The 22,442-nt window shown below is 66.7% G+C and carries 22 protein-coding genes; 6 read left to right on the top strand and 16 right to left on the bottom strand.

Annotation, left to right across the window (positions count from 1 at the left end; genetic code table 11):
* Positions 1–3 precede the first annotated feature (3 nt).
* The 3 genes from E1263_RS00225 to E1263_RS00215 all read right to left on the bottom strand — a co-directional run bounded on the left by E1263_RS00225 (position 4) and on the right by E1263_RS00215 (position 4,491).
* The gene (locus tag E1263_RS00225; RefSeq protein WP_132163991.1) at positions 4–411 is read right to left on the bottom strand and encodes a Dabb family protein; all 408 of its coding nucleotides are present in this window, start codon (positions 409–411) and stop codon (positions 4–6) included.
* Between the two features lie 106 nt (positions 412–517).
* On the bottom strand, positions 518–1,240 hold the full coding sequence (locus E1263_RS00220) for a FadR/GntR family transcriptional regulator (protein ID WP_132163989.1): 723 nt from the start codon (positions 1,238–1,240) through the stop codon (positions 518–520).
* Between the two features lie 14 nt (positions 1,241–1,254).
* On the bottom strand, positions 1,255–4,491 hold the full coding sequence (locus tag E1263_RS00215; protein ID WP_132163987.1) for a discoidin domain-containing protein: 3,237 nt from the start codon (positions 4,489–4,491) through the stop codon (positions 1,255–1,257).
* A gap of 197 nt (positions 4,492–4,688) precedes the next feature.
* On the opposite strand from E1263_RS00215, the gene E1263_RS00210 reads away from it, so the two are divergent.
* Positions 4,689–5,645: an SDR family NAD(P)-dependent oxidoreductase gene (locus tag E1263_RS00210; protein WP_132163985.1), complete on the top strand. Its 957-nt coding sequence runs from the start codon at positions 4,689–4,691 to the stop codon at positions 5,643–5,645.
* Between the two features lie 14 nt (positions 5,646–5,659).
* Here the strand turns inward: E1263_RS00210 and E1263_RS00205 are convergent, their stop codons facing one another.
* A complete protein-coding gene (locus E1263_RS00205; protein ID WP_132163983.1) occupies positions 5,660–6,286 on the bottom strand; it encodes a CDP-alcohol phosphatidyltransferase family protein in 627 nt (208 codons plus the stop codon).
* On the bottom strand, positions 6,283–7,068 hold the full coding sequence (locus E1263_RS00200; RefSeq protein ID WP_132163981.1) for a sugar phosphate isomerase/epimerase family protein: 786 nt from the start codon (positions 7,066–7,068) through the stop codon (positions 6,283–6,285). The genes E1263_RS00205 and E1263_RS00200 overlap by 4 nt, the downstream gene beginning before the upstream one ends.
* A gap of 153 nt (positions 7,069–7,221) precedes the next feature.
* Here E1263_RS00200 and E1263_RS42515 point away from each other — a divergent pair, with 153 nt between their 5' ends.
* The gene (locus E1263_RS42515; RefSeq protein WP_165956403.1) at positions 7,222–7,377 is read left to right on the top strand and encodes a hypothetical protein; all 156 of its coding nucleotides are present in this window, start codon (positions 7,222–7,224) and stop codon (positions 7,375–7,377) included.
* 83 nt (positions 7,378–7,460) lie between these two features.
* Here E1263_RS42515 and E1263_RS43970 read toward each other — a convergent pair whose 3' ends face one another.
* The 5 genes from E1263_RS43970 to E1263_RS00175 form a co-directional block, all read right to left on the bottom strand.
* The gene (locus E1263_RS43970) at positions 7,461–7,802 is read right to left on the bottom strand and encodes a hypothetical protein (protein WP_132163979.1); all 342 of its coding nucleotides are present in this window, start codon (positions 7,800–7,802) and stop codon (positions 7,461–7,463) included.
* A gap of 17 nt (positions 7,803–7,819) precedes the next feature.
* Complete coding sequence (locus E1263_RS00190; RefSeq protein ID WP_132163977.1) at positions 7,820–8,608, bottom strand: maleylpyruvate isomerase family mycothiol-dependent enzyme; 789 nt, start codon at positions 8,606–8,608, stop codon at positions 7,820–7,822.
* 106 nt (positions 8,609–8,714) lie between these two features.
* Positions 8,715–9,341, bottom strand: coding sequence for a response regulator transcription factor (locus E1263_RS00185; protein WP_132163975.1), 627 nt, complete (start codon positions 9,339–9,341; stop codon positions 8,715–8,717).
* Complete coding sequence (locus E1263_RS00180) at positions 9,338–10,516, bottom strand: sensor histidine kinase (protein WP_132163973.1); 1,179 nt, start codon at positions 10,514–10,516, stop codon at positions 9,338–9,340. Before E1263_RS00180 ends, E1263_RS00185 begins: the two co-directional genes overlap by 4 nt.
* A gap of 53 nt (positions 10,517–10,569) precedes the next feature.
* Entirely contained in the window at positions 10,570–11,685 is a 1,116-nt protein-coding gene (locus E1263_RS00175; protein ID WP_132163971.1) for an ABC transporter substrate-binding protein, read from the bottom strand.
* A 252-nt stretch (positions 11,686–11,937) separates the two neighbouring features.
* On the opposite strand from E1263_RS00175, the gene E1263_RS43100 reads away from it, so the two are divergent.
* Genes E1263_RS43100 through E1263_RS00160 form a run of 3 tightly spaced genes read left to right on the top strand, consistent with a single transcriptional unit; the run spans position 11,938 to position 15,443 of the window.
* Positions 11,938–13,716: an SdiA-regulated/phytase-like domain-containing protein gene (locus E1263_RS43100; RefSeq protein ID WP_202868645.1), complete on the top strand. Its 1,779-nt coding sequence runs from the start codon at positions 11,938–11,940 to the stop codon at positions 13,714–13,716.
* A gap of 22 nt (positions 13,717–13,738) precedes the next feature.
* Positions 13,739–14,962, top strand: coding sequence for an alkaline phosphatase (locus E1263_RS00165; protein WP_132163969.1), 1,224 nt, complete (start codon positions 13,739–13,741; stop codon positions 14,960–14,962).
* Positions 14,963–14,984: 22 nt separating this feature from the next.
* Positions 14,985–15,443: a GNAT family N-acetyltransferase gene (locus E1263_RS00160; protein WP_238161005.1), complete on the top strand. Its 459-nt coding sequence runs from the start codon at positions 14,985–14,987 to the stop codon at positions 15,441–15,443.
* Between the two features lie 17 nt (positions 15,444–15,460).
* On the opposite strand, the gene E1263_RS00155 is transcribed toward E1263_RS00160, so the two are convergent.
* Together E1263_RS00155 and E1263_RS00150 are read right to left on the bottom strand one after the other, a co-directional pair.
* Entirely contained in the window at positions 15,461–15,787 is a 327-nt protein-coding gene (locus E1263_RS00155; RefSeq protein ID WP_132163968.1) for a hypothetical protein, read from the bottom strand.
* Between the two features lie 180 nt (positions 15,788–15,967).
* The gene (locus tag E1263_RS00150) at positions 15,968–18,487 is read right to left on the bottom strand and encodes a hypothetical protein (RefSeq protein ID WP_132163966.1); all 2,520 of its coding nucleotides are present in this window, start codon (positions 18,485–18,487) and stop codon (positions 15,968–15,970) included.
* 93 nt (positions 18,488–18,580) lie between these two features.
* Between E1263_RS00150 and E1263_RS00145 the strand changes: the two genes are divergently transcribed.
* Complete coding sequence (locus E1263_RS00145) at positions 18,581–19,189, top strand: biotin transporter BioY (protein WP_132163964.1); 609 nt, start codon at positions 18,581–18,583, stop codon at positions 19,187–19,189.
* On the opposite strand, the gene E1263_RS00140 is transcribed toward E1263_RS00145, so the two are convergent.
* The 4 genes from E1263_RS00140 to E1263_RS00125 are packed head-to-tail and all read right to left on the bottom strand — an operon-like array spanning position 19,138 to position 22,415.
* Positions 19,138–19,713, bottom strand: coding sequence for an energy-coupling factor transporter transmembrane component T family protein (locus E1263_RS00140; RefSeq protein ID WP_132163962.1), 576 nt, complete (start codon positions 19,711–19,713; stop codon positions 19,138–19,140). The two genes, E1263_RS00145 and E1263_RS00140, sit on opposite strands and share 52 nt — an antisense overlap.
* Positions 19,710–20,390 (bottom strand): energy-coupling factor ABC transporter ATP-binding protein, encoded by a 681-nt coding sequence (locus tag E1263_RS00135; protein ID WP_132163960.1) that lies wholly within the window; start codon positions 20,388–20,390, stop codon positions 19,710–19,712. Before E1263_RS00135 ends, E1263_RS00140 begins: the two co-directional genes overlap by 4 nt.
* Positions 20,381–21,484: a thiolase family protein gene (locus E1263_RS00130; RefSeq protein WP_202868644.1), complete on the bottom strand. Its 1,104-nt coding sequence runs from the start codon at positions 21,482–21,484 to the stop codon at positions 20,381–20,383. The genes E1263_RS00135 and E1263_RS00130 overlap by 10 nt, the downstream gene beginning before the upstream one ends.
* The gene (locus E1263_RS00125) at positions 21,477–22,415 is read right to left on the bottom strand and encodes an AMP-binding enzyme (RefSeq protein WP_165956402.1); all 939 of its coding nucleotides are present in this window, start codon (positions 22,413–22,415) and stop codon (positions 21,477–21,479) included. Before E1263_RS00125 ends, E1263_RS00130 begins: the two co-directional genes overlap by 8 nt.
* Positions 22,416–22,442 lie beyond the last annotated feature (27 nt).

The following is a 22,442-nucleotide window of genomic DNA, read 5'->3' as shown; positions in this document are numbered from 1 at the left end:
CGTTCAGCTCCGCGGCGGTGCACTGCCGACGTACTCGCCGAGGTTGGCGACGAGCTTGCTGATGTCGGGCATGGTGTCGTAGCGGCGCTGGTGCAGGGCCGCGATCTTGGCGCCGACCTCGGGGTCCTCCTCGTCGCAGATGTCGAACGACACGAACTTGTCGACCAGCGGCAGGCCGATGCGGTCGGTGTTCAGGTGGGCCGGGTGGATCAGGTACTCCCAGTAGCCCTCGAGATCCTCGAGGACGAAGGTCGCGGCCCACTCGTACTCACCGCCGTAGTCGCGGCCGACGATGAACGACTTCACCGCCGGGATCGACCGGCCTTGGTTCCGCAGGCTTTCCAGCGCCGCCTCGACCTGCTCGGGGGCCACATCGGGCTTCAGGGTCAGTCGGTTGCCGTGGTAGATCATCGGGCGTTCCTCTCCGTGCTTCCGGTCATCAACTTGATGCCTGAAGCCTCGCAGCGCCCGGCCCGCTCCCGCGTCGGCGAGAATTACGTAGATCCGCCCTGCGTACCTACTGCGGTGCTGCCTTCAGCCGGTCCCGAATCCGTTCTTCGAACTGGGACTGGGTGGTGTCGATGTGCTGAACCATCGCCGTACGCGCCTGGTCGGGGTCACCTGCCGCGATCGCCTCAGCGATGTGCACGTGCTGCTGCGCAGCGACTTCGAGCGAGCCGGGCAGCCCACCGGCGAAAAGCAACCGGTCGGACTGTTCTTTGAAGTCGCGCAACGACGTGACCGCAGCCTGCAGGAAGACGTTTGCGGAGGCCTCAGCCACGGCATCGTGGAACAATCGGTCCTGCTCCCGGAAGGCAGCATGATCCTGATGCGCCGCGACCGATGCCTCGGCGGCAGCCATGATCGCGCGGACCAGCGGCGGCCGAGCGAGCGTCGCGGCGAGGCGCGCGGACTCCGCCTCGACCAGCCGCCGGTGATCGAACAGCATCGCGACATGCGCCAGGTCGGTCGGCTGGAAATACCCGACCTGGCTGTCCGCTGCCGGGTTGGAGGGCACGGACACGTAGATGCCCGCACCCTTCCGTACGGCGACGCGCCCGACCGCCGCGAGGACCTTGAGCGCCTCGCGGGTCACCGATCGACCGGTACCGAGGATCTCGGCCAGCCCCTTCTCGGTGGGCAGCCGGTCCCCCGGCCGGAGCCCCTGCTCGGCGATGTAGGCGAGCAGTTGCTCGGCCACCACCTCATAGCCCGGCCGATAGGTGGGGACGTCGCTCATCGATGCACTGCCCTTCAGAAGCCGCCGTAGACCTGGAGTTCGTAAATACTGCCACCGCTGAAGTTCGAGCCGACCACGGTGAGCCGAACATATCTCGCCTGGACGGCCGCCGTACGGATCGACGGGTTTCGGCGGACAGTCGTTGCCACCGCAGTGTGGTCGTCGAACATCGACCACGCCGTCCCATCCAGCGAATACTCCAGCTTGTACTTGTACCCGCTGGGCAGCTCGAAGTTCGTCACGATGCTCTTCACCGAGGTCGCCGCGCCAAGATCCACCTGGAACCACGACGGATCCGGCAGACCGAGCCCTTGCGCCCACCGCGTGTTCAGATCCCCGTCGACGCCCAGGGCCGGAACGTTCGGTTCGGAGAACGAGGACACCGTGACCGCCTTGCCGACCGCGAGCCCGGCCTCAGCCGGCATGGTGACATCAGCGGCCGGGCTGGCCGGGGCCGCGTTCAGGTTGGCGTCGCGAGCCACCACCGTGAAGTTGTGACTGGAGCCCGCCACGAGCCCATCAACCCGCAGCTGGTTCAGCGGAGTGGTCGCGATCTTCTGGCCGTCCTGGTAGACGACATAGCTGGTCACGCCAACATTGTCGGTACCGGTCGGCCAGCTGAGGTCGAGCGTCGTCGGCAGCAGAACGTTCACCGTCGGCTTCGGCAGCGCGGCCGGCGGCTGCTGATCGGGCGTCACGGTCGCGAGCTTTCCGTACGCCGCGATCTCGTAGATGCTGCCGCCATTGAAGTTCGAGCCGACCACCGTCAGCCGGAGATAGCGACCGCGGACAGAGACCGGCAGGGACGCATAGTTGTCCGCCTGCGTCGTCGCCGTACCCGTGTGATCCTCGAAGGTGATCCAGTCGCTACCGTCCGACGAGATCTCGAGCTTGTAGCGATATCCGTTGCTGAGCTCAAAGGTCGTGATCACGCCGCTCACGTCGTACTGGGCTCCAAGGTCTACCTGCAGCCACGACGGATCAGGCTGACCGAGGCCCTGCGCCCACCGCGTGGACAGCTTCCCGTCGACGGCCAGGGCCCGGACGTTCGGCTCGGAGAACGAAGACACGGTCACCGGCTTGTTCAACGCGATGTTCTCGTTGGCCGGAATGGTGACGGCAACTGCTGAGCTGACGCAGGATTCATTGCCCACGGCGTCGCGCGCAGTGACGGTGAAGGTGTAGCTGCGTCCCGTGACGAGACCGGTGATCCGCGCTGATGCACCTTGTGAGGCGCCGACCAGCTTGCCGTTCGCATAAACCGAGTAGCCGGTGACGCCGGTCTGGTCGGTCGACGCCGGCCAGCTCAGCTCGGCGATGGTCGGGAAACTCGTCCGTACGACGGGCTTGCCGGGCGCGGTCGGCGCGATCCGGTCGGTCGGCGCCGGCTGCGGGTCGAGAGACCGGTACGGCGCCTCCAGCCCGGCATTGTTGACGATCGAGGCCGGAAGTTGCTCGCAGCCCGCAACCACCGGATTGTTGGCGATCGTCGAGTCGATGGTGTTGGCCTGGGTCGCCGAGCGCGGCTGGGTGGTGAAGTTTCGCTGGGCATCGATGTTCAGCCCGTGATTGAGGAACAGCCACAACGCCTGCACATTGCACAACGCGTTCTCGGTGGTGGTGAAGCTGCGACTACCTTCGTCGTGGTAGATCGCGCCGTACGCCGGGCTCGGGGTGTCCTTGATGTAGTTGCCGGAGACAACGCTCCCGGGCTGCATGCTCAACGTGTAGATCGCCCCGCCGTCGGCCTGGCGCTTCATGATGTCGCTGATCGAGTTGTCGCGGATGATGTTGTTCTTCGCGGTGGTCGGGGTGTCGTAGATCGGGATCCCGAAGTTGCCCGGGTAGTTCGTGTCCCCGCCGACATCGGTGTTGCCCCAGCCCCAGCCGAGCGAGATCCCGCTGTACGGCAGGTCGCGGATCGTGTTGTGCTCGATCACGGTGTGCTCGGTGTAGCCGGCCATGATCGCCAGCGAACCGGAGTAGTCGGCCGCAGCCTTGGTGATCAGGTTGTTGCTGACCAGGTTGTCCTTGGTGATCGCCCGGACATCGTCCGGGTGGTGGTCGATGATGTCGGTGCCACCGACCTGGATGCCGGTCGCGGCGATGTCGCGGAAGATGTTGCCCTTGATCGTGGTCCCCTGCGAGCCGGTGTTCAGGTTGAGCCCGACCGCGCCGAGGTGCGTGAAAGTGCTACCGGTGAAGGAGATGTTCCGGCTGTAGCCCACGTTCACCGCGCCGGGAGTCTTCTCCCAGTACAACCGCGAGTGGTCGAAGTCGCGCCAGTTCGGCCCGTTGATCCGGAAGCCGGCTTGGCCCTCGACCATGCCGTCGTCGCTGCTCGGGTCGAGCCAGGTCGAGTAGGAGAAGGTGATCCCGTCGAACCGAATGTTCTGTACCGGGTTCGCGATCGTCCCACTGACGTTGACCAGGTCCTGCACCTGCGGGACCACGACGGTCTTGGTCGACGGGTCACCCACGTAGTAGACGTCGCCGGTGCTCTTGTCGAGATACCACTCCCCCGGCGTATCGAGCAGCTCGTAGGCGTTCTCGATCCAGGTCGGGTTCTGGATCTCCTCACCCTGGTGCAGGTTGGCGTTCTTGTAGCAGGGCTGCTGCATCGTGACCGCCGTCCCGGCGATCGACTGGATCGGGCAGCGGTAGTGCATCCAGCCCCAGCGGCTGTTCACCTCGATCTCGCCCTGGTTCTTCCAGCCGACCATGCTCTGCGTGCTGTCCGTGTACCCGGTCGCAGTCTTCGACCACCCAGGCGGATTCTCGCGCCCACGAGCACGCTGCTGGCGCTCGCCGTTCACATAGAGCTGACGGAAGTCGATCGCGCCGACATGCGCCTTGTAGATGTTCTTGGCCGGGTCGGAGAGCGTCCAGCCGGTCACCAGCCGGCCGCCGTTCACCGTCACCTTGGCGCCGGGCTGCGCCTGGTAGATCACCTGATGCCCGTTCCGCCCGGAGTCGGCGCTGGTCAGCTGGAACGTGGTGGTCCGCTGGTAGTCACCGGCGAGCAGTACGACGCGAATGTCCGCGCGCTGGTTCTTGGCGAGCTTGCGAACCTGGTCGCGCGCCTGCTCCAGCGACCCGAACGGCCGGGCCAGGGTCCCGGAACCGGCCCCGCCCGACGGAGCGACGTACAAGGTGGTGACGGTCGCTGCCTCAGCAACGACGGGAAGTAGCACAGCAGGCAGCACGAGGCTGCCCAGCACGGCGAGAAGCCGGCGAGCGGAACGCGGCATGGCGGCACCTATCTGGACGGATAGTTCAGATCAATCGACGCGCAAACCCTGACAGAAACTCGGCATTTTGGGAAGATCAAGCGGATCTATCACCCAAGGATCGGGAATAGATCTGATCTTTCGGGTGTGTTTGTTCGTTTTGGGCTTGCCGTACACTCTGTACGACAGAGTGTTCGGCTACGAGAAAAGAAGCTCCCATGTCTCCCTTCGTTCTCCCGTTCGGACCGCGGGCCACCGCGGCTGAGGTGCTTGCCGGTGTCGACCTGACCGGCCGGCGATTCATCGTCACCGGCGGGGCCTCAGGCCTCGGCGCCGCCACTGTGCGCGCGCTTGCGGGCGCCGGTGCCCAGGTCACCATCGCGACGCGTAACCCGGACGACGCGGCCCCGCTGCTGGCCGAGTTCCCGCGGGTTGACGCCGCGGCCATCGACCTCGCCGATCTCGCGTCGGTCCACGCCTTCACCAAGGGGTGGAACGGCCCCCTCGATGCAGTCGTCGCGAACGCCGGCATCATGGCGCTGCCCACGCTCCAGAAGAACTCCGATGGCTGGGAGCTGCAGCTCGCGACCAACTACCTCGGTCACTTCGCGCTCGTGAACGGCCTGTACCCGGCCCTCAAGGCAGCCGGCCGCGCGCGCGTGGTCCTGCTCAGCTCCGGCCTCCAGCTGCAGACCGGGTTCGACTTCGACGACCCGCACTTCGCCGAGCGGCCGTATGACCCGTTCCTGGCCTACGCCCAGTCGAAGGCGGCCGACGTACTGCTCGCGGTCGGTATCGGCCGGAAGTGGGGTGCGGACGGCATCACCGCCAACGCCGCCAACCCCGGGTTCATCCACACCAAGCTGGCGCGCCACATCCCGGACGCGACCATGCAGGCACTCGGCGCTATGGATGCCGACGGCAACCTGATCACCCAGGACTTCTTCAAGACGCCTGACCAGGGTGCCGCGACGACGACGATGCTGGCAGCCTCACCGCTGCTCGACGGCGTGACCGGAGGCTACTTCGAGAACAACCAGGAGGCGCCGGTCGTGGACGGCGGACCCGAGGTCCAGGCCGGTGTGGCGAAGTGGGCTGTGGACCCCGAGGCGGCCGACCGGCTCTGGGACTACGCGCTGCCGGTGGTCGAGGGGTCCTTTTCACAACCTTCTTGAGATGGCTTTGCCGATCAGGTCGCCGGTGCGGCGGCGACCCGGCCGGTGAGGATGCGCAGCACGCGGGTCAGCGACACGACCTTGAGGACGAGGAGCGCCGACGCGACGATGTAGGCGAGCCACATGATGCCGAAGTTGTGGCCGAGGACCAGGGACACGACTACACCGCCGGTGTTCAGGGCCTTGGCCGGCATCGACCAGTTGTACTTGTAGATCGGTTTGTCGATCCGGAAGAAGTAGTTCGGGCTGATGCAGCCGGGCCAGAGCAGGAACGACAGCGTCAGCATCGTGTCCAGAACGCCGAACTGGAACAGGAACAACGCCAGCGGTCCGAGCACGTCGGGATAGACCGCCAGGAACGCTCCGGCCAGGAAGAACGCACAGGCCCGGTCGCAGACAACGTCGAAGACCGCGCCCGAGATGGTCTCCTCGTTGCGCCACCGGGCGACGGCACCGTCGAGCGAGTCACCGAACCAGTAGATCGGATACGCGATGAAGAGCCAGATCGGCGTACCGACCTTGTAGGCGACCACTGCGAAGCCCATCGCGATGACGGTGCGGGCCAGGGTGATCCGGTTCGGAAGCCCGAGCAGTTCGCCGGCCAGCCGCGGCGGAGCGAGTTCGGTTGCCTTGTCGTTCATGCAGCCACCTTGCCTGATCCGAGACCGCGCCCGACCAGATAGTCGTTACAGTCACGTAGCAACCAGGAGATCTCGCGCTCGGAGCGGTCGATCTCGACCAGATTCCAGCGGACCGCGGGGTTCGCGCGCACCACCTCGTCGATGTCGACCACTCCTTCGCCGTACGGCACCATCTGGTCGTCCATTCCTTGAGCAGGTCCGTCTTTGAGGTGGATGTATTCCAGCCGGTCGCCGAGCGACGCAGCCAGCGCAGCCGGGTCGGCCCCGCCCGTCTGCGCCCAGTACGTGTCGAGCTCCAGAACGACTGCCGGGTCGAGCTCGGCCAGCAAGATCTCGTACGCCGATCGGCCGTCGAACGCGTTCCGGAACTCGGCGAAGTGGTTGTGGTACCCGATCCGCAGACCGTAGGAAGCCGCGTTCGCCACGGCCTCGTTGATCCGTTCCGCCCCGCGCCTGATGCCGTCGACGGAGGCGAACTCCGCCGGTTCAAGACTCCACACCAGCGTGCCTGCCCCCAGTTCGGCGTACTGATCAAGAATCTCGGTCGCCCGCTCCCCCGCCGGGAAAGGTGCGTGCGAGCTGCACAGCTCAAGCCCGAGCTCAGCGAGGCGGGCCCGGACCGCCTTCGGGGCTTGGCCGTACAGGTCGTAGGTCTCCACGCCAACGTAGCCGATCGCCGCGACCTCACTCAGCACGCCCAACAGATCTTGACTTGCAGCTTCGTGCAACGTCCACATCTGCAGTGCGATCGGCGCAAGGTGCTCAGCGCGAGGGGTGGCCACGCCGGAAGCGTAAGCCACCCTCGTGCCACCCCCGATCAGAACGGGAGCTTCGGCAAGACCGTCGTACGGCGAGACTTCGCCTCGGCACCCGGTTCCTGAGCCGCGCAATGCGTGTTGGGGGCGGGAACCTTGAGCGCGGTCAGGTGGTTGTCGGTGTTCGAGCGGGTGCAGGTCGTGTGCTCGGCCGGTGACGTCTGGGGATGGCTGGTCGCCGCAGCGGCTGAGCTGCTTGGCGAGGTCTGCGAACGCGTGCTTTGTTGCTTGGGTTGCTGGGCTGTGGTTTCGGTCGATGATGACGAGGCCGGTTAGGTGACCCGCCTTGGTGGCTCTCACCGTCAGGTCAGGTTGTTCCGGGTTGCTGCGCACTGCTGTCCGGCGGGAGCTGGGGAGCGCTACGCACCGGAATCGACAGGCAACACTCCCCAGCCCCGGCAAACGTCCGAAGAATCGGAGACCCGCCCTCCGATCGTTCGGACGTTAGGGGCGCCGCGTTTGCCGAACGAGTAGATCATCCGGGAGGCCGTGTAGAGCGCGGAGTTCAGGCAGCTTGCGACAGCGACCAGTACGACGAGCGTTCCGGCGAAGGCATAGGCGATCAGAACACCTGGCCCGGCCTTGCTGATCGCCGTACCGGAGCCGACGAACAAGCCGGCTCCGATCACCCCGGCGATGCTCACCATCGTCACATGACGGCTGTTCAGCCCCGCCGAGAGATCGTTGCCAGCGTCAACCATGCGGTCGACTCTAAACCTCAGAAGCCGGCGAAGACTCCTCGCAGGGTGTCGAGGGTGATCGGGCCGGTGAGCTCGACCGAGGCCGGCGTACGGTCCGGGCCGAGGCGGCCGGCGGCGAGGCGCAGCCAAGCTTCGGCGGGCAGCGTCAGCGTGCCACCGGGCTGGTCGGCCGGGGCCTCGTCGATGGTGACCGGGTCGGCGAGACGCAGCGTGAACGTGGTCTCGGGGTCGGTCGTCGTGACGGCCAGCACGGCGGTTTCGCCGTTCAGCGCGGCCGGCTTGCTGATCCAGCTGAGGTTGCCGGAGTTCTGCAGCATCTCGGGGACTGCGGCCGCGTCGAGCGTCGCGTCCGGGTCGGTGGCGCTGCGGACGTCCCACGAGTGGTGGGTGAGCTCACTGAGCCGCATCCGGCCAAAACCGGCCACGTCGATCGGGGCGGGAAGCCAGCTCAGCTCGACCCGAAGGTTCTCGCGCTGGTCGGCGTCCAAGGACTCGAAGAGCGCGATGAGCTTGTCGTTCCACTCCAGGAAGCCATCGGCCTGCTCGCGGCGCGACGACGAATCCCAACGCGCCCAGACGGTCTGATTGAAATCTCCCTCCGCCGGCGGCTGCCCGTCGATCGCCAGCTGCAGAGTGTTGGTCGAGATCTCGGCGCCGCTGCCCAGGTGGCTCAGCACCTGCGCGATGTCCCACTCGGTCGCCGCGGACGGACCGGCCAGCGCGTCGTCGTCGAGCTTCTTCACCACATCCGCCAGCCGGTCGTAACCGGAGCGAATGGCGGCGATGACGATATCGGCGTTACTCACGAGCGGTACCTCCACAAGAGTGGTGCGATCAGGTTGTTCAGTCCTCAACCGCCTGACCGACTGACCCATTCCGTTGCCGGTCAAAATTCTCCGGAATCCCGGGACCTCAGCCTGGATCGACGATTCCCCGGCGGACGGCTTCGGTGACGGCGGCGGCCCGGTTCGCCGCACCGAGCTTGCGGTAGATGCGGACCAGATGCGTCTTCACCGTCGCCTCGCCGAGCAGCAGGTCGGCCGCGATCTCCCGGTTGCTGCGCCCCAGAGCGAGCAACCGCAGAACGCCGATCTCCCGATCGCTCAGCTCTGACGTCGGCGCAATCGCCTCGTCGACCAGCAGACCGATCGCCTCCTGCGCAATCCCCGTCCCACCCTCACCCGCCGTCCTCAGCGCACGGAACAGCTCATCCGGCGGCCCGGCCTTGAGGACATAACCCCGAGCACCAGCCGCGAGCGCCAACGCAATGTCCGTCCGCGTCCCATGACTGGTCAGTACGACGACCTTCGCCGCCGGCGCGATCGCAGCGATCCGGCGGGTGGCCTCGACCCCGTCGATCGCACCCTTCTCCAACCGCAGATCCATCAGCACAAGATCCGGCTGCAGGTCGAGCACAAGCTTGATGGCTTCCTCGCCATCGCCGGTCTCCCCGATCACCTCGAACCCCGGTTCACCTTCGAGCAGCGCTCGGAGACCGGCGCGGACCACCTTGTGATCGTCAACCAGGAGCACCCTCATCCGGCGGACCCGATGGGGACGTCGGCGGTCAGCGCCGTACCGCGGCCTGGCCTGCTGTCCAGCGTGAGCGTGCCGCCGAGCCCCCGCAGGCGCTCCCGCAGCCCAGGCAACCCGTACCCACGATCAGCGGGCCCCGGAGTCGGCTCCGCACCGCTCCCGTTGTCCCGCACCTCCAGCCGAACCGACGCGAGCCGCCAGTCCAGCACGACGTGTATTCGGTCCGCGGCCGCGTGGTCGCGGACGTTGGCCAGGGCGCCCTGCGCAGTCCGCAAGAGCGCGGTCTCGAGCTCCGGGCTGATCGGCCGCGGCTCGCCCGTCACCTCAAGCTCCACGGCGGCGCCGTACTGCTGCTCGCGTCGGCACAGCTCGGTCAACGCCGCCTGCAGACTCCCGTCCTCCAGCTCCGCCGGGGTCAGGTCAGCAATCAACCGCCGAGACTGTACGACGTTCTGTCCCAGCGTCTCGGCCACGCCCTGAACCCGCTGTCGCGCCTTGACCGGATCTGCGTTCCAGTCACGATCGGCGGCCTGCAGGAGCATCCGGCTACCGGCCAGCTCCTGCGTGAGCGTGTCATGGATCTCGCGAGCGAGCCGGGCTCGCTCGGCCAGCGCACCTGCCGCACGTTGCTGATCATTCAGCTGCTCGCGGGTGTCGGCAAGCTCGTCGAGCAGGTCTGCCAGGTCCTCGACCAGTCGCTGACGGCTGGCGGTGTCGCGCTGCTGAGCGGCATACAGCGCGACGGTCGTCAGGATCGCGGCGGCCGGCGGGAGGAAGAGCTCGAAGTTCCCGGACTGCCGGAACATCGTCACGATCAGCAGCCCGGTGAGAAGGCCGATCGCCACGATCGCCGGTTTCGGCGGGAGGGCCCGCAGGATCAGGCAGGCCAGCGGAATCGTCAGCCACGCGTAGACCGCCGCATACGCGGTGGGCAGTGTCATTGCCACCAGCAACCACACCGCGGCGATCATCGCGATCGCTACCGGTTGCCAGCGGCCGAGCCGCCGCCCACCCCAGACCGTCAGCCCATAACCCACCGACAGCAGCGCACTCAGCACCAGCACCCGATGGCACAACGGACTGTTGATGCTGAACAGCCGGATCAACGACCCGACGACGATCAGAGCGAACGCCACATGCATGGCCATCTCCAACCGGGACACCACGCTCCGGGACACGTCGGCTCCCTTCCATCGGCCATCTGCAGGCTGAGTCTATCGACGGTCACCAATCACCGGCCGGGGTGAAGCCCCAGCCAGCCCGGGCTCGGGGCGCCGGTGACCTCGCCGAAGTACAGGCTGAAGGTCTGGCGCCAACGCTCGACCTCGCCGCGGTCGGCCATGAAGGCGGGGAACCCGTCCAGGTTGGCGTTGCGATAGGTCCAGATCGGTCGCAGACCGGTGCCGGGCGTAACATCCGTCCGGACCGACCAGCCGTTGTAGGCGGTCTGCTGGACCTCCTTGCTGAGCTGCCAGTTGAGGTAGAGCTTGGCGGCGGCCCGATTCTGGCCTGCGGCAAAGATCGCAGCGCGCTGGCCCCAGGCCATGAACGGATCGCTGGCCGGCACGACCCAGCGCACCCGGCCGGTCCCCCGCGGATCTCCGGAACCGCCGACACCGATCGTCTTCTGCCCAGCTGCAAGCGCCTTCGCCGGGCTGTCGCTCCCCCGCGCGAAGGCGAGCTGCTGCTCAGCCAGCTGAGCGATCCACGACCAGCCGTAGACCTCGGCATACCGCTTGAAGAGATAGAGCGTCGCGTCGTCGTCATTCGGGTACGCCGAGGCGATCTTCCCGCGCCAGCGCGGATCGGTCAGCTCTCTAGGTGCGCGGGGCGCAGCCGCACCGGCCGCGTCCGCGTCGTACGAGAAACTGAAGCTGTAGACGGCGATCGCGGCCCAGGCCGCGTCGCTGTCCTTGAAGCCGTCGTACACGCGGGAGAAACCGGCCGGTTTGTAGCGCAGCAGCCGCCCCTCGCGCTTCCACCGGTCGAAGTTCTGCAGCGTCTGCAGCTGCGCCACGTCGGGCACCAGCGTCCCGGTGGCGAGCTGGTTGTCGATGCGGACGTCGTGAAACTTGCTGTAGTCAACGACCACGGTCAGGTCGATCTCGGGGAACCTCGCCCGGAAGGCGGCCGCCATGAACTGCTGCTGGGTGGGAGTGTCACCGCCCGCATAGATGACCAGCTTCCCGGACTCGGCCACGGCCGCGCGGTACAGCTCGTCCAGCGACCGCGTCTCCTCGGCACCGGTCGCCGCCGAGGCCCGCGTCGCCGATCCGAGCACGGCGGCCGCGCCCAGCCCGGCGCCTGCCCCGAGAATCGTGCGTCGGCTGAGTCCTTGATCGTCCATGGTGGCGGTCCTCTCTGATGGAGTCTTCCTTCTCTCACATCCTCGCCAGGCACGGCGTGAGAGCGCGTCCACCCGATGGATCTTTTCCGCGCCGATCAGCTACTTACCGTTCATCCGTTCGGTTGAACCCCGCGCGACTGTCGACAGCCAGCGGCCGGATCGGTACAGTCTGGAATCTGTTAGTTAAGTTTACTAATTGTTCCGCTGCTGTTCACCCGAGCCCCGCCCCCCGTTGGCCGGAAGGAGCGCGACGTGCCCTTGTTTCGCCGTACGACGCTGTCCGCTGTTGTTGTCGCGGCCTTGTCCGCATCCGTGATGACTGCCCCTGCACAAGCGGCCACCGCCTGGCCGGGAGGACCGACCGTCACTGTTGCCGACGGCAGCAATGTCTTCGGCGAGAATCTTAGCGGCCTGTCCTTCGAGAGCCAAGATGTCTTATGGGCCGTGCAAAACGGGCCGAGCACACTCTATCGGCTCGTCCGGGACGGCACGCGGTGGAAGCCGGATTCCGTCGGCGCCCGGACGCTGAAGTATCGCAACGGCAGCGGCGAACCCGACGCCGAGGCGGTGGTTCGGACACCGGACGGCCTCGTGGTTGCCACTGAGCGCGACGGTGGCGGCGACAGCTCGCTGAAGGTTCTGCGCTACGACCCTCGGTCGACCGCCAAATCTGTCAATGCCTCTGCCGAATGGGATCTCACGGGCGATCTGCCCGCGGTGGACAGTAACGACGGACTGGAAGCCATCTCCTGGGTGCCAGACTCGTTCCTGACCGCGAAGGGCTTCCGCGACGACCGCACCAAGGCCGCCTACAAGCCCAGTACGTACGCCAACCACGGCACCGGGTTGTACTTCGCCGGCCTGGAAAGCAACGGCACGGTCTACGCGTACGCGCTCAATCAGTCCGGCGGAACCTACACCCGCGTGGCCTCGTTCGCCGGTGGATTCCCGGCGATCATGGATCTCGAGTTCGACCCGGCCGCCGGGCAGCTCTGGTCGACGTGCGACAACTCCTGCCAGGGCCGCAGCGCAGCGCTGTCGATCGTCAACGGCAAGTTCACCGTCTCGGCGACCTACGACCGCCCGGCCCAGCTGGGCAACTACAACCTCGAAGGTTTCGCGATCGCCCCCACCTGCTCGGCGGGCCGCAAGCAGACCGTCTGGGCCGACGACGACAACACCGGCGGCCACGCACTCCGCGCCGGTGGCTTGCCTTGCATCGCTCAAGCGGTCACCTCGCTGGCCGATGACGGCTGGCAGAAGATCGGCGACGGCATGACCGCAGGCGTCAGTGGAATCGCCGTACTGGGCGACAGCGACGACGTTCTGGTAGTGCGGGACAACAAGAAGACCGGAGAGAACCGGGCGATCCGGCTCGACGACGACAAGGTCCAGGAGATCGTCTGGCCCGGTGAGCTGCCGGTTGATCTGGAGGCTGTCGATCCCGTACCGGGGAAAGCCGGCGTGTACGTCGCGCTGGCCAGCGCCGGCAAGGGTTTCGTGTTCCAGCTCAAGGGCGTTCGGCTCACGGTGCTCAGCACCTTCCAGGTCCCGGCGGGCAAGCCGGGCGACAACTACGAAAGCTTTGCGCTGAAGGTGGTGCGGGACCGGCTGTTCGCCGTCTGGGCGGACCGCGGGCAGGACGCCCGCTCATCCACGATCTACTCGGCCCGGTTCGACGCCGCCAAGGCGACCTTCGGTCCGGTGCAGTCCGTCGAGTTCCGCGTCCCGTATCCGGCGACCGACGTACGGCACATTTCCGATCTCGAGATCACTGCAGACAACCGGGTGCTCGTTACCTCGGCGTCCGATCCGGGTGACAACGGGCCGTTCGATTCCGCGGTCTACCAGGCCGGCAAGCTCGGCAAGGACGGTTCGATCGGGCTCGCACTCAAGGAGCTCGCCCGCTACCCCGGTCACAAGATCGAGGCCCTGACCTGCCTCTCACGCTCCTGCGACGAGGTCCTGTACGGAACCGACGACGAGGCGGCCGGCGGCGCCGTACGGGTCGGCACTCTTCCTTCTCACTAGGCATTTCTCACTAGGAGGCACTATGCGCGGTCTCGCGCTGGCGGTGGCATTGACGGTCCTGGGCGGCAGCACGGCGGTTGCGGTTGCCCAGACGACGAAGGGACCGGAGGAGGACAAGCGTCCTCGCGTCGCGAAGAACATCATCTATATCCAGGGTGATGGGATGGGGATCGGGCAGCGCGCCCTGATCCGGCTGGCTCTCAAGGGCCGGTACGGCGAACTGGAGCTCAACAAACTCCCGGTTGCGGGGCTGGTGCGGACCACCTCGGTGGACCCGCACGAGCTGGTGACCGACTCCGCCGCGTCGTCGACGGCCTTGGCCACCGGCGTGAAGACCCGCAACGGCATGGTCGGCATGGATCCGAAGGGCCGGCCAGTCGAGACGATCCTGGAGAAGTTCAAGCAGGCCGGTAAGTCGACCGGCCTGGTCACCACCGCGACGATCACCGGCGCCTCACCGGCGGCCTTCGCGTCCCACGTGCGCAGCCGGGACATGCAGAGCGACATCGCCAAGCAGTACATCGAGAACGTCCGGCCCGACGTCCTGCTCGGTGGCGGCGAGAACTGGTGGTTCCCGAAGGGCAACCCCGGCCAGTTCCCGGACAAGCCGGACGAGGGAAGCCAGAGCCCGTACGGCAACCTGGTAGAGAAGGCTCAGCGCAGCGGCTACACCTACGTCCGCAACGCCGCCGAGCTCCAGACGACCCGCTCGAACAGGTTGCTGGGTCTGTTCGCCAACGAAGACATGGTCGACTACGGCCCGGACGGCAAGTACGCACCGCGGGTGCCCCTGCAGCAGATGGCCCGCAAGGCACTCGACGTGCTCGCCAAGAACCCGAAGGGCTTCTTCCTCTACCTCGAGGAGGAAGGCATCGACGGCCTGTCCCACGACAACAACGCCCGCGGCGTGATCGACGCCGGCCGCGGTCTCGACACCACCGTCGCCGAGGTGATGCGCTTCGTCGCCCAGCACCCGGACACCTTGGTCATCATCAACGGCGACCACGAGACCGGCGGGCTGAGCGTCCAGGACTGGGACACCGACGAGCAGAAGACCGACCCTCGCCAGGAGGGCCCCTTCTCTGTCCCCGGATCGAACCTGAAGTTCGGGGTCGACTGGACAACCAACAGCCACAGCGGCACCGACACTCCCCTGACCGCCGCCGGCCCCGGATCGGACCGCCTGGCGCGGGTCCAGGACAACACCGAGGTCTACCAGGCGATGCTGGCCGCGGCCCGACTCTGAGTCGTGCTGCACAATAGGCGCCGTGGCGACTGACTTGGTGATCGAGGAACGGCCCGTAGACGACCCGGAACTGGCGCGTCTGCTCTTCGCCGCGTTCGACGAACTCGTCAGCCGGTACGGCGCCGAGGGCCGCTCGCAGGTGAAGGACGGCGCCCGCTACCTCGTGGTGCTCGACGACGACACCGCGGTCGCGTGTGGCGCCGTACAGGCTTTCGAGGCGGACAGCGAGCATCCGGGCGACGGCGAGGTGAAGCGCATGTACGTCGTACCGGAGGCTCGTGGACGCGGTCTAGCGCGGGTGTTGCTGACCTGCCTTGAGCACGTGGCGAAGGAGGCCGGCCATCCCGTGCTGCGCCTGGCGACCGGCCATCTCCAGCCGGAGGCAATCAGCCTGTACGAGTCGAGTGGCTACGCCCATATCGAGCCGTGGGGTAAGTACGTCGACCAGTCCGGCGTCCGCTGCTTCGCCAAGACTCTCTGACCCAGCAGGGCAAGAGGTCAGCCGCCGCTGTAGGAGTTGTCTGCGCCAAGGTCACTGCGGGTCTGGCCGGCGCCGATGAGCTGCGGATCGTTGTCGCAGCCGCCGTCGGAGTAGCTCCATTGCGAAACGCTGGAGTAGTTGCGGATCATGTCCCAGTTCGAGATGCCACCGGTTGAACAGACAAAGGACGAGAGCGGCTGCCTGATCGCCAGCAGGCTGCCGCCGCGGTAGAAGCAGACCTGGCCGCTGAGGCACTGTGGGTCGGCGGAGGCCGGGACTGCCGTCAGGCCACCGATCAGCAGGACGCCGCCGGCCGCGGCCAGGGAGAGTTTGCGAACTCGCACAGGAGCACCTCATTCAATCGATTGAACTGTCGATCGAGGCTAGATCCGCCCCAGCCAGGGCGGAATCGTTTCCAGCAGACCTGAAGACGGCGACTAACTTGCCGATAGCAACTATCTTGTGAGGCGTGGAGCGCCGGGACGGACCGGCGCTCCTTACCAGCAGGGCCGAAAGGGTTGTGCCTAAGCCGGTACGACGACATACCCCTCAGCCGGTACGGCGTACGTCGTACCGTTGACGATGAGCGCGGTGAAACCGGGCGGCGCGTGGACCAGCAGACGCTGGGGTTTCGTGCGCCACGTGGCCGTCCAGGTCAGCGTCAACTCGGTGGCGCCCGTACGACGGAATTTCAGGCTGACCGGGCCATAGACGGTCGGCATCTTGTCGAAGACGGTGTCCTGGTCGGTCGACAGCCAGGCCATCGGGCAGAGCCGCAGCAGGTTGAGGTCGGACTCGGACAGCGCGTCGTCGACCACGGCAAGGCGCATCAGGGTGAAGATCGTGGCGTGGGTGCCGAGTGAGGCCGACATACCGCCGCGGTGCTCGAACGGGATGTAGGTCTGCGGAGAGACACCACCGGCCGCCAGCGAATACATGCCTTCCAGGAACTTCGCGCGGTTGCCGAGTTGCCAGGAGTGGAAGATGTTCCAGCTGTAGATGGGTTCGAAGCTGGAGATCTCGTGCTCGAGGATCGGCGCATCCAGCGGATGCTTACGCGAGCCGCCGTTCCAGAGCTTTGCGTTCGGACCGACCCGGAAGTAGTCGCAGTACTTGACCATCCGCGGATCCGAGGCCGGCAGCAGTCCCGACCAGACCATCACCATCGCGCCGGCGTCCAGCCGCATCGCCTCGCCGAACACACCGGGTGCACCGAAGAAGTTGGCCGAGTAGATCGGGTACTCGTTGCCGTCCGGGTGCCGCCATTTCGGGCCTTGGGACCCGATCGTGTCCAACGCCTGACTGGCCTTGGCCTGGTACGACGCAGCGAATGCCGTCAGCTCGGCAGTCCGTGCATGGTTGAGCCGCTTGAGCAGGCGGATCGTCGTGATCAGGCCCTTGTAGATCCACGCGGTGGCCCAGATGCTCTGGACCGAGCCGCCTTCGTCGCTTGCGCCGCCGGCCGGCGGGAGTCCCTTCACACCGTCGTGAGCGGTCAGCGCACAGGCATCCTTGATCCAGTCACAAGCCTTGAGCAGCGACGGAAGCCACGTATCGATGAAGGCCTGATCACCGGTCATCAGCGCGTGCGTCGATACCGCGAGCATCACTGCACCGTGATCGGGCAGCCAGTCGATGGCAGTGACGGTGTCCGGCGTCGCGTAGTACCCGGGATGCTTCACATAGTAGTCCGGACCTGGCGGCTTCACCGTGCCCTGGGTGCCCCGATAGAGCTCGAGGTGTTTGGCGACCACGTCGTGATATCCCAGCAGGGACAGGAACATGTGGCTGGTCATCGATGTCGGCGTGGTCCACAGGACGTCGTACCCCATCGAGCCGGTGAGGAAGGTCGAGTAGTTCTGCCCGGGCACCTTGGACGCGACAACCTCGGAGAACTGCACGTTCCTGGCGACCAGTTCGTTGACGTACTTCTCGGGCGTGGTCACCGTGGCGGCCGTCGCCGGCTTGCGGGACCAGTAACGGTTCGAGTCGGCGAGCGCGCCGTCGTACCCGAGGAGAATCTCCGGATTGAACTCGCGCTCTTCGTTGACCGGCCGCATGCACTGCAGGATGTCGATCCGCGCGCCGACCTCCGGCTTGAGTTTGGCCTCGATGTTGTAGATCGTCTTGCCCGCGTCCTTCTGGCTGAACACCGGCGCCGGCGACCCGTTCTGGGCCAGTACGCCGAGCTGCGGGCCACGCGGTTGCCACATCGAGAACCCGGTCATCGAGCCGGCCGCCAGCGGCTTGGTCCAGCGGGTATAGGTGAACGGCGCGAGCTCCGGGAAGCCGGTGAGCACGATGCCGTCCTGGAAGTTGTACGGGAGCTCCTGCGAGTAGTACGCGCGGCAGACCCGGATCGCGAACCCGTAGTCGTGATCGGGATTGACCAAGCGCTGATCCGCAGCGATCACCTCGAGCCGGATCCAGGCGAACAACGACTCCTCACCGGTCACCACATCGGCGCCGTTGAACGCGTGGGCGAAGACCGACTGGCGCAGTACCAGTCCTGCTTCGGAGAAGGTCCAGTCGGTCTGCAGCACCGGCGTCGGGTGGTCGGCCCAGCTCTGCCGGCCGCGGCCGTAGAGGCCTTGGTCCTCGCGGTAGACGTAGAAGTGGCCAGGATAGAGGTCCGGCATCGGCTGCGCGGCGTTCTTGCTCTTGGTGAAGGCCGGGCCGCCCCACGGCGTCATGTCCAGCTGCAGCCGGTCGGCCTTGTAGTACTTGGCGTCGTGCTCGTCGTCCGCCGCGAATTCCTTGATCTTGCGCGCCAACGGGGACGGCGCTCCGATCACGCTGCCGTTGTAGGTGACGTTGAACCGGAACAGGTGGTCCTTCCACCCGATCGGCGTCCATACGTTGCGCGGATTCGGCCACCACAGCTTGGCCAACTCGATGTCGGGTTCGACCCCGGCGAGCCCGGCCGCCGCGGGGGCTGCGGCGGCGCTGGTGGCTGCCGCGGCAGTTCCACTGGGGATCGCGGCTGCTGCAACTGCGCCGCTACCAGTGGCAAGGAAAGTTCTTCTGGACCAGTTCGTCGCCATGCCGACAAGCTAGGCACTCCTGACGAGGCCGCCTATCGTTTCGATCTCCATGATCGAGTTCTTGACAGGACCGGCAGCAGGCACAATGACGGTATGAGCACAGATAGGCGCACCCGGGACCTGGCGTTGATCGCGACCTTCGCTGGTCTGGTCGGCGCGATGGGCCTGGTGCCGGGCGTGTCACCGTTCGGATTCCCGGTGCCGGTCACCGTGCAGACGCTGGGCGTGATGATCACGGGGGCGATTCTCGGCGGGCGCCGAGGTGGGTTGTCGATGCTTCTGTTCCTGGCGCTCGTGGCCATCGGACTGCCGCTGCTGTCCGGCGGCCGCGGTGGATTGTCGGTGTTCACCGGGCCGAGCGCGGGCTACGTGATCGGGTTCCCGGTGGCCGCGTTCGTGATCGGTACGCTCGTGTACCGGTTCGGAGCGCCGTACCGGATGTGGTTCGGGCTACCGAGCATCGTGTTCGGCGGGATCGTGGTGCTGTACTGCATCGGCATCCCGGTGACCGCGTGGCGCGCTCATCTGAGCCTTGGCGAGGCGATCACCGGGAGCGCGTTCTTCCTGATTGGGGACACGGTGAAGGCAGTCGTCGCGACAGTCGTGGCCGAAGCCGTGCATCGCGCAGTACCGGATCTGCTACCGCGACGTCAGTCGTCGAAGCCTCGGGCAATCAAGGCCTCAGCCAAGCCGTCGGCCTGACGCAGCGATCTGACCACGAGCGGTACGGCGAACGCTCGGAGACTGAAGCCGAGTCCCCGGGCCAGCTGAGCGGCTCGGACGTCGCGGGCGAGGTCGTAGACGACTGCTACTGAGCGGATGCCGAGCGCGAGGGTGATGCCGACTCGCTCGGTGGAACACCGGACGGCTAGCTCGAGGAGTTCGGTGGTGCGCGTTGTAGCGCTGACCACACCGGCCAGTGCGAGGAGCGCAGCCAGCCCGCCCGCGACCTGGAAGGCCTTTGCCGGGCCGTCGGTCAACCATTGGTAGCCGCCGAGCAGACCGACGACGACCAGGTAGGCCTTCCACTGCTTGACAAGCAGTCTGCGTGGCAGCCGCGCCAGCACCGTGGCCGTTGCCGCCAACGCGAGCGCAGCCGCCGTCAACCACGGTCGCTCGATGACCACAGTGGTGATCGAGACGACTGCCAGGGCGAGCACCTTCGCACCTGCCGGCAGGCGGTGAATGATCGACGTACCGGCGGTGTACGTCATCAGGTCGCTCATATCAGTGCTCGGTAAGTAGTTCGAGCCTGATCGGGATGGTCGTCGGCGACGAGACGGCCTTGGTGAAAGACGAGCGTGCGGTCGAAGCCGTCGAGCAGATGCAGGTGGTGCGTCACCAGGATCACTTGCAGGTCGAGCTGCTCGATCTCGCGCCGGATGCGGCGTTCGTTGCTCAGGTCAAGGAGTGTGGTCGGCTCGTCGAGGATGAGCACCTCGGGCTCGGTGACCACGACAGAAGCCAGTGCCAGCAGCTGTTTCTGGCCGCCGGACAACGTGTGTGCGGGGCGATCGGCGAGCTGCTTCAGGCCGTAGGTCTCGAGGATGGCGGCAACCCGTTCCTGCACTTCGGTCTTGGAGATCTTCAGGCGACGGAGGCCGAAGGCAACATCTTCGGCGACCGTCGGCATGACAATTTGTGAGTCTGGGTTGGTGAAACAGAAGCCGACCTTGCGGCGGATGCGGCGCGCCTGGTTGGCCGTGCTGTCGCCGTCGACCCGGACTGTCCCGGCCTCGGGGACGACCAACCCGTTGATCATTCGGACGAAGGTGGACTTGCCCGAGCCGTTGCCGCCGATGATGCCGATCCGGCGCTCGTGGAGCGAGACTGTCACGTCCTCCAGTACGGCGGGCCCGTCGCCGAAGGCATGCGTGACCTCGGCGAACTCGATCAGCGGCATGCTTCGACCAGAATCGCCGCACCTTGACCGCCACCCGCCGCGATCGCTGCGACGCCGTACCGACCGCCCTCTTGTGTGACGAGCTGGGTGAACAACCGCACCGCCAGTACGGCGCCACTCGCGCCCCACGGGTGGCCGAGCGCCAACGCCCCACCTTGCGGGCAGACGCGTTCGTCGGCCAGCCCAAGCACGTCGCAACACGCGAGCACCTGACCGGCGAACGCCTCGTTGAACTCCCACACGTCAATCTCGGCCGGGCTCAACCCAGCCGTCTTCAAGACCTTTTGCACAGCGGGCACCAGCCCAAGCCCTGGCAACGCCGGATCAACTCCCGCGGAAGCCGCAGCCAGGACTTTGAGGGCCGGTCCTGGTCTGGCCGTTGACATCGCAACCACGGCCGCGCCGTCGTTAACCCCACAAGAGTTCCCCGCCGTCACAGTCCCGCCGGTGCGAAACACCGCCGGCAGTTTCCCCAACCGCTCCGCCGTCAGTCCGGCCCGGATGCGCTCATCCGTCGCGCGACTGCCTACCGGCACTAGCTCGCTGTCGAACGCTCCAGCGCCCTGGGCTGCAGCGGCCCGCTCATGCGACCGCGCCGCGTACTCGTCCTGCCGCGCCCGAGTGATTCCGTACATCTCGGCCAATGCATCCGCCGCCGCGCCCATTGCCGGATCGCGTCCGACCGGCGCAAACGGAGCCCGCTCATACCGCACAGCGTCCGCACCAGAAGCCGGCGGCCAAAATCGCCAAGGTGCGGTCGAAGCGCTCTCGACCCCACCCGCCAGCACGTACCCGCTCGGCGAGCCTGCGGCGGCGACCTGGATTGCGGCCAGACCGCTGGCGCATTGCCGATCCACCGTCAGCGCCGGGACCTGGTCGGCGATCCCTGCCGTGAGGGCGGCCACCCGGGCGACATTGCCGCCCGGTCCCATGCAGTTGCCTAGGACAACGTCTTCGACGTCAGCACCGGCAAGCCTGCGAACAAGCTCCTCCAGTACGGCGGCGCCCAGGTCGGCGGCGGTGACGTCGCGAAAGGCCTTGCCGGCGGTACCGATCGGGGTCCGCAACGCGTGGGTGATGAACAGGTCAGACACTGGCCAACCTCGCTCGGTCGACCTTGCCACCGGCGGTCAACGGCAACTCGTCGACGACCTGCCAACGACGCGGCCGGTGCGACGACGGCAGGTGCTCGCGGGCATACGCCTTCAACCGCGTCAGATCCGCCGACTCGACGACGGCGACCGCCAGCACTTCACCGAGCACCTCATGCGGGACTCCGAAAACAACCACCGGCCCCCGAGCCACCTTCGCGAGTTGCTCCTCCACCTCGGCGATCACCACGGTCGCCCCAGCGGTCGTGACGGTTCCAGGTCGGCCGAGGACACTGAGCGTCGTACCGGACCAGCGGCCGCGATCACCCACCGTCGCCCAGCCATCGCGGTCGGTGCGCAGTGGGCCGGCTGCGCCGTCGGCGTACCCGAGACACACGTACGGCGATCGCACCCAGATCTCGCCGTCGCGCAGATCGACCTCAACCCCCTTGAACGGCTGGAGGTCGTCACCATGGTTGCCCGCGGCCACAAACGACAGCTCGGCCGCACCGTAGTAGTGGACTACCTGCGGACCCGCTGACCGTTGCTCCAACCGGGCGCCCGCGACACACACCAGCGCATCGGGCCTCAGCTCGCCGCCAAGCCGATCGAGCTGAGCAGGCGTCATACAGGCGTGGGTCGCGTCAGCAGCATCCTCAACAACCCGAGCCCCAACGGCAGCCGCGTGCACTGCTGCGAACAGGTTCATCGTCGCGCTCAAGGGCCCCGGGATCCAGACGGAAGCTCCGGGACCGACCCCGGTCAGCTCCGAGTACGCCGGGAACGACGCCCACCACGACTCCGGATCGCGGACCACGAACCGCGGCCGATCCGTCGTACCGGACGTTGCCAGCGCGATCGGCACCCCGCGCTCCCGGGCCTCGAGCACGGCCCGCACCGGGTCAGCCGCATCCAAGGGCCGGACAGGATTCACGGCTCTGACTGTAGTTCGTGCCGCGGG

It is taken from the genome of Kribbella antibiotica (genome assembly GCF_004349055.1).
Lineage (GTDB): Bacteria > Actinomycetota > Actinomycetes > Propionibacteriales > Kribbellaceae > Kribbella > Kribbella antibiotica.
Note: the sequence above shows the minus strand (reverse complement) of the source record. Positions and strands in the feature narration are given on the sequence as shown.

Coding starts and splice junctions, on each gene's coding strand:
- E1263_RS43970 (WP_132163979.1), bottom strand. CDS start 7,802: ATGGTTGACGCTGGCAACGATCTCTCGGCGGGGCTGAACAGCCGTCAT.
- E1263_RS00205 (WP_132163983.1), bottom strand. CDS start 6,286: ATGAACGACAAGGCAACCGAACTCGCTCCGCCGCGGCTGGCCGGCGAA.
- E1263_RS00175 (WP_132163971.1), bottom strand. CDS start 11,685: ATGGACGATCAAGGACTCAGCCGACGCACGATTCTCGGGGCAGGCGCC.
- E1263_RS00165 (WP_132163969.1), top strand. CDS start 13,739: ATGCGCGGTCTCGCGCTGGCGGTGGCATTGACGGTCCTGGGCGGCAGC.
- E1263_RS00225 (WP_132163991.1), bottom strand. CDS start 411: ATGATCTACCACGGCAACCGACTGACCCTGAAGCCCGATGTGGCCCCC.
- E1263_RS00215 (WP_132163987.1), bottom strand. CDS start 4,491: ATGCCGCGTTCCGCTCGCCGGCTTCTCGCCGTGCTGGGCAGCCTCGTG.
- E1263_RS00185 (WP_132163975.1), bottom strand. CDS start 9,341: ATGAGGGTGCTCCTGGTTGACGATCACAAGGTGGTCCGCGCCGGTCTC.
- E1263_RS00140 (WP_132163962.1), bottom strand. CDS start 19,713: ATGAGCGACCTGATGACGTACACCGCCGGTACGTCGATCATTCACCGC.
- E1263_RS00145 (WP_132163964.1), top strand. CDS start 18,581: ATGAGCACAGATAGGCGCACCCGGGACCTGGCGTTGATCGCGACCTTC.
- E1263_RS00150 (WP_132163966.1), bottom strand. CDS start 18,487: ATGGCGACGAACTGGTCCAGAAGAACTTTCCTTGCCACTGGTAGCGGC.
- E1263_RS00220 (WP_132163989.1), bottom strand. CDS start 1,240: ATGAGCGACGTCCCCACCTATCGGCCGGGCTATGAGGTGGTGGCCGAG.
- E1263_RS00210 (WP_132163985.1), top strand. CDS start 4,689: ATGTCTCCCTTCGTTCTCCCGTTCGGACCGCGGGCCACCGCGGCTGAG.
- E1263_RS00135 (WP_132163960.1), bottom strand. CDS start 20,390: ATGCCGCTGATCGAGTTCGCCGAGGTCACGCATGCCTTCGGCGACGGG.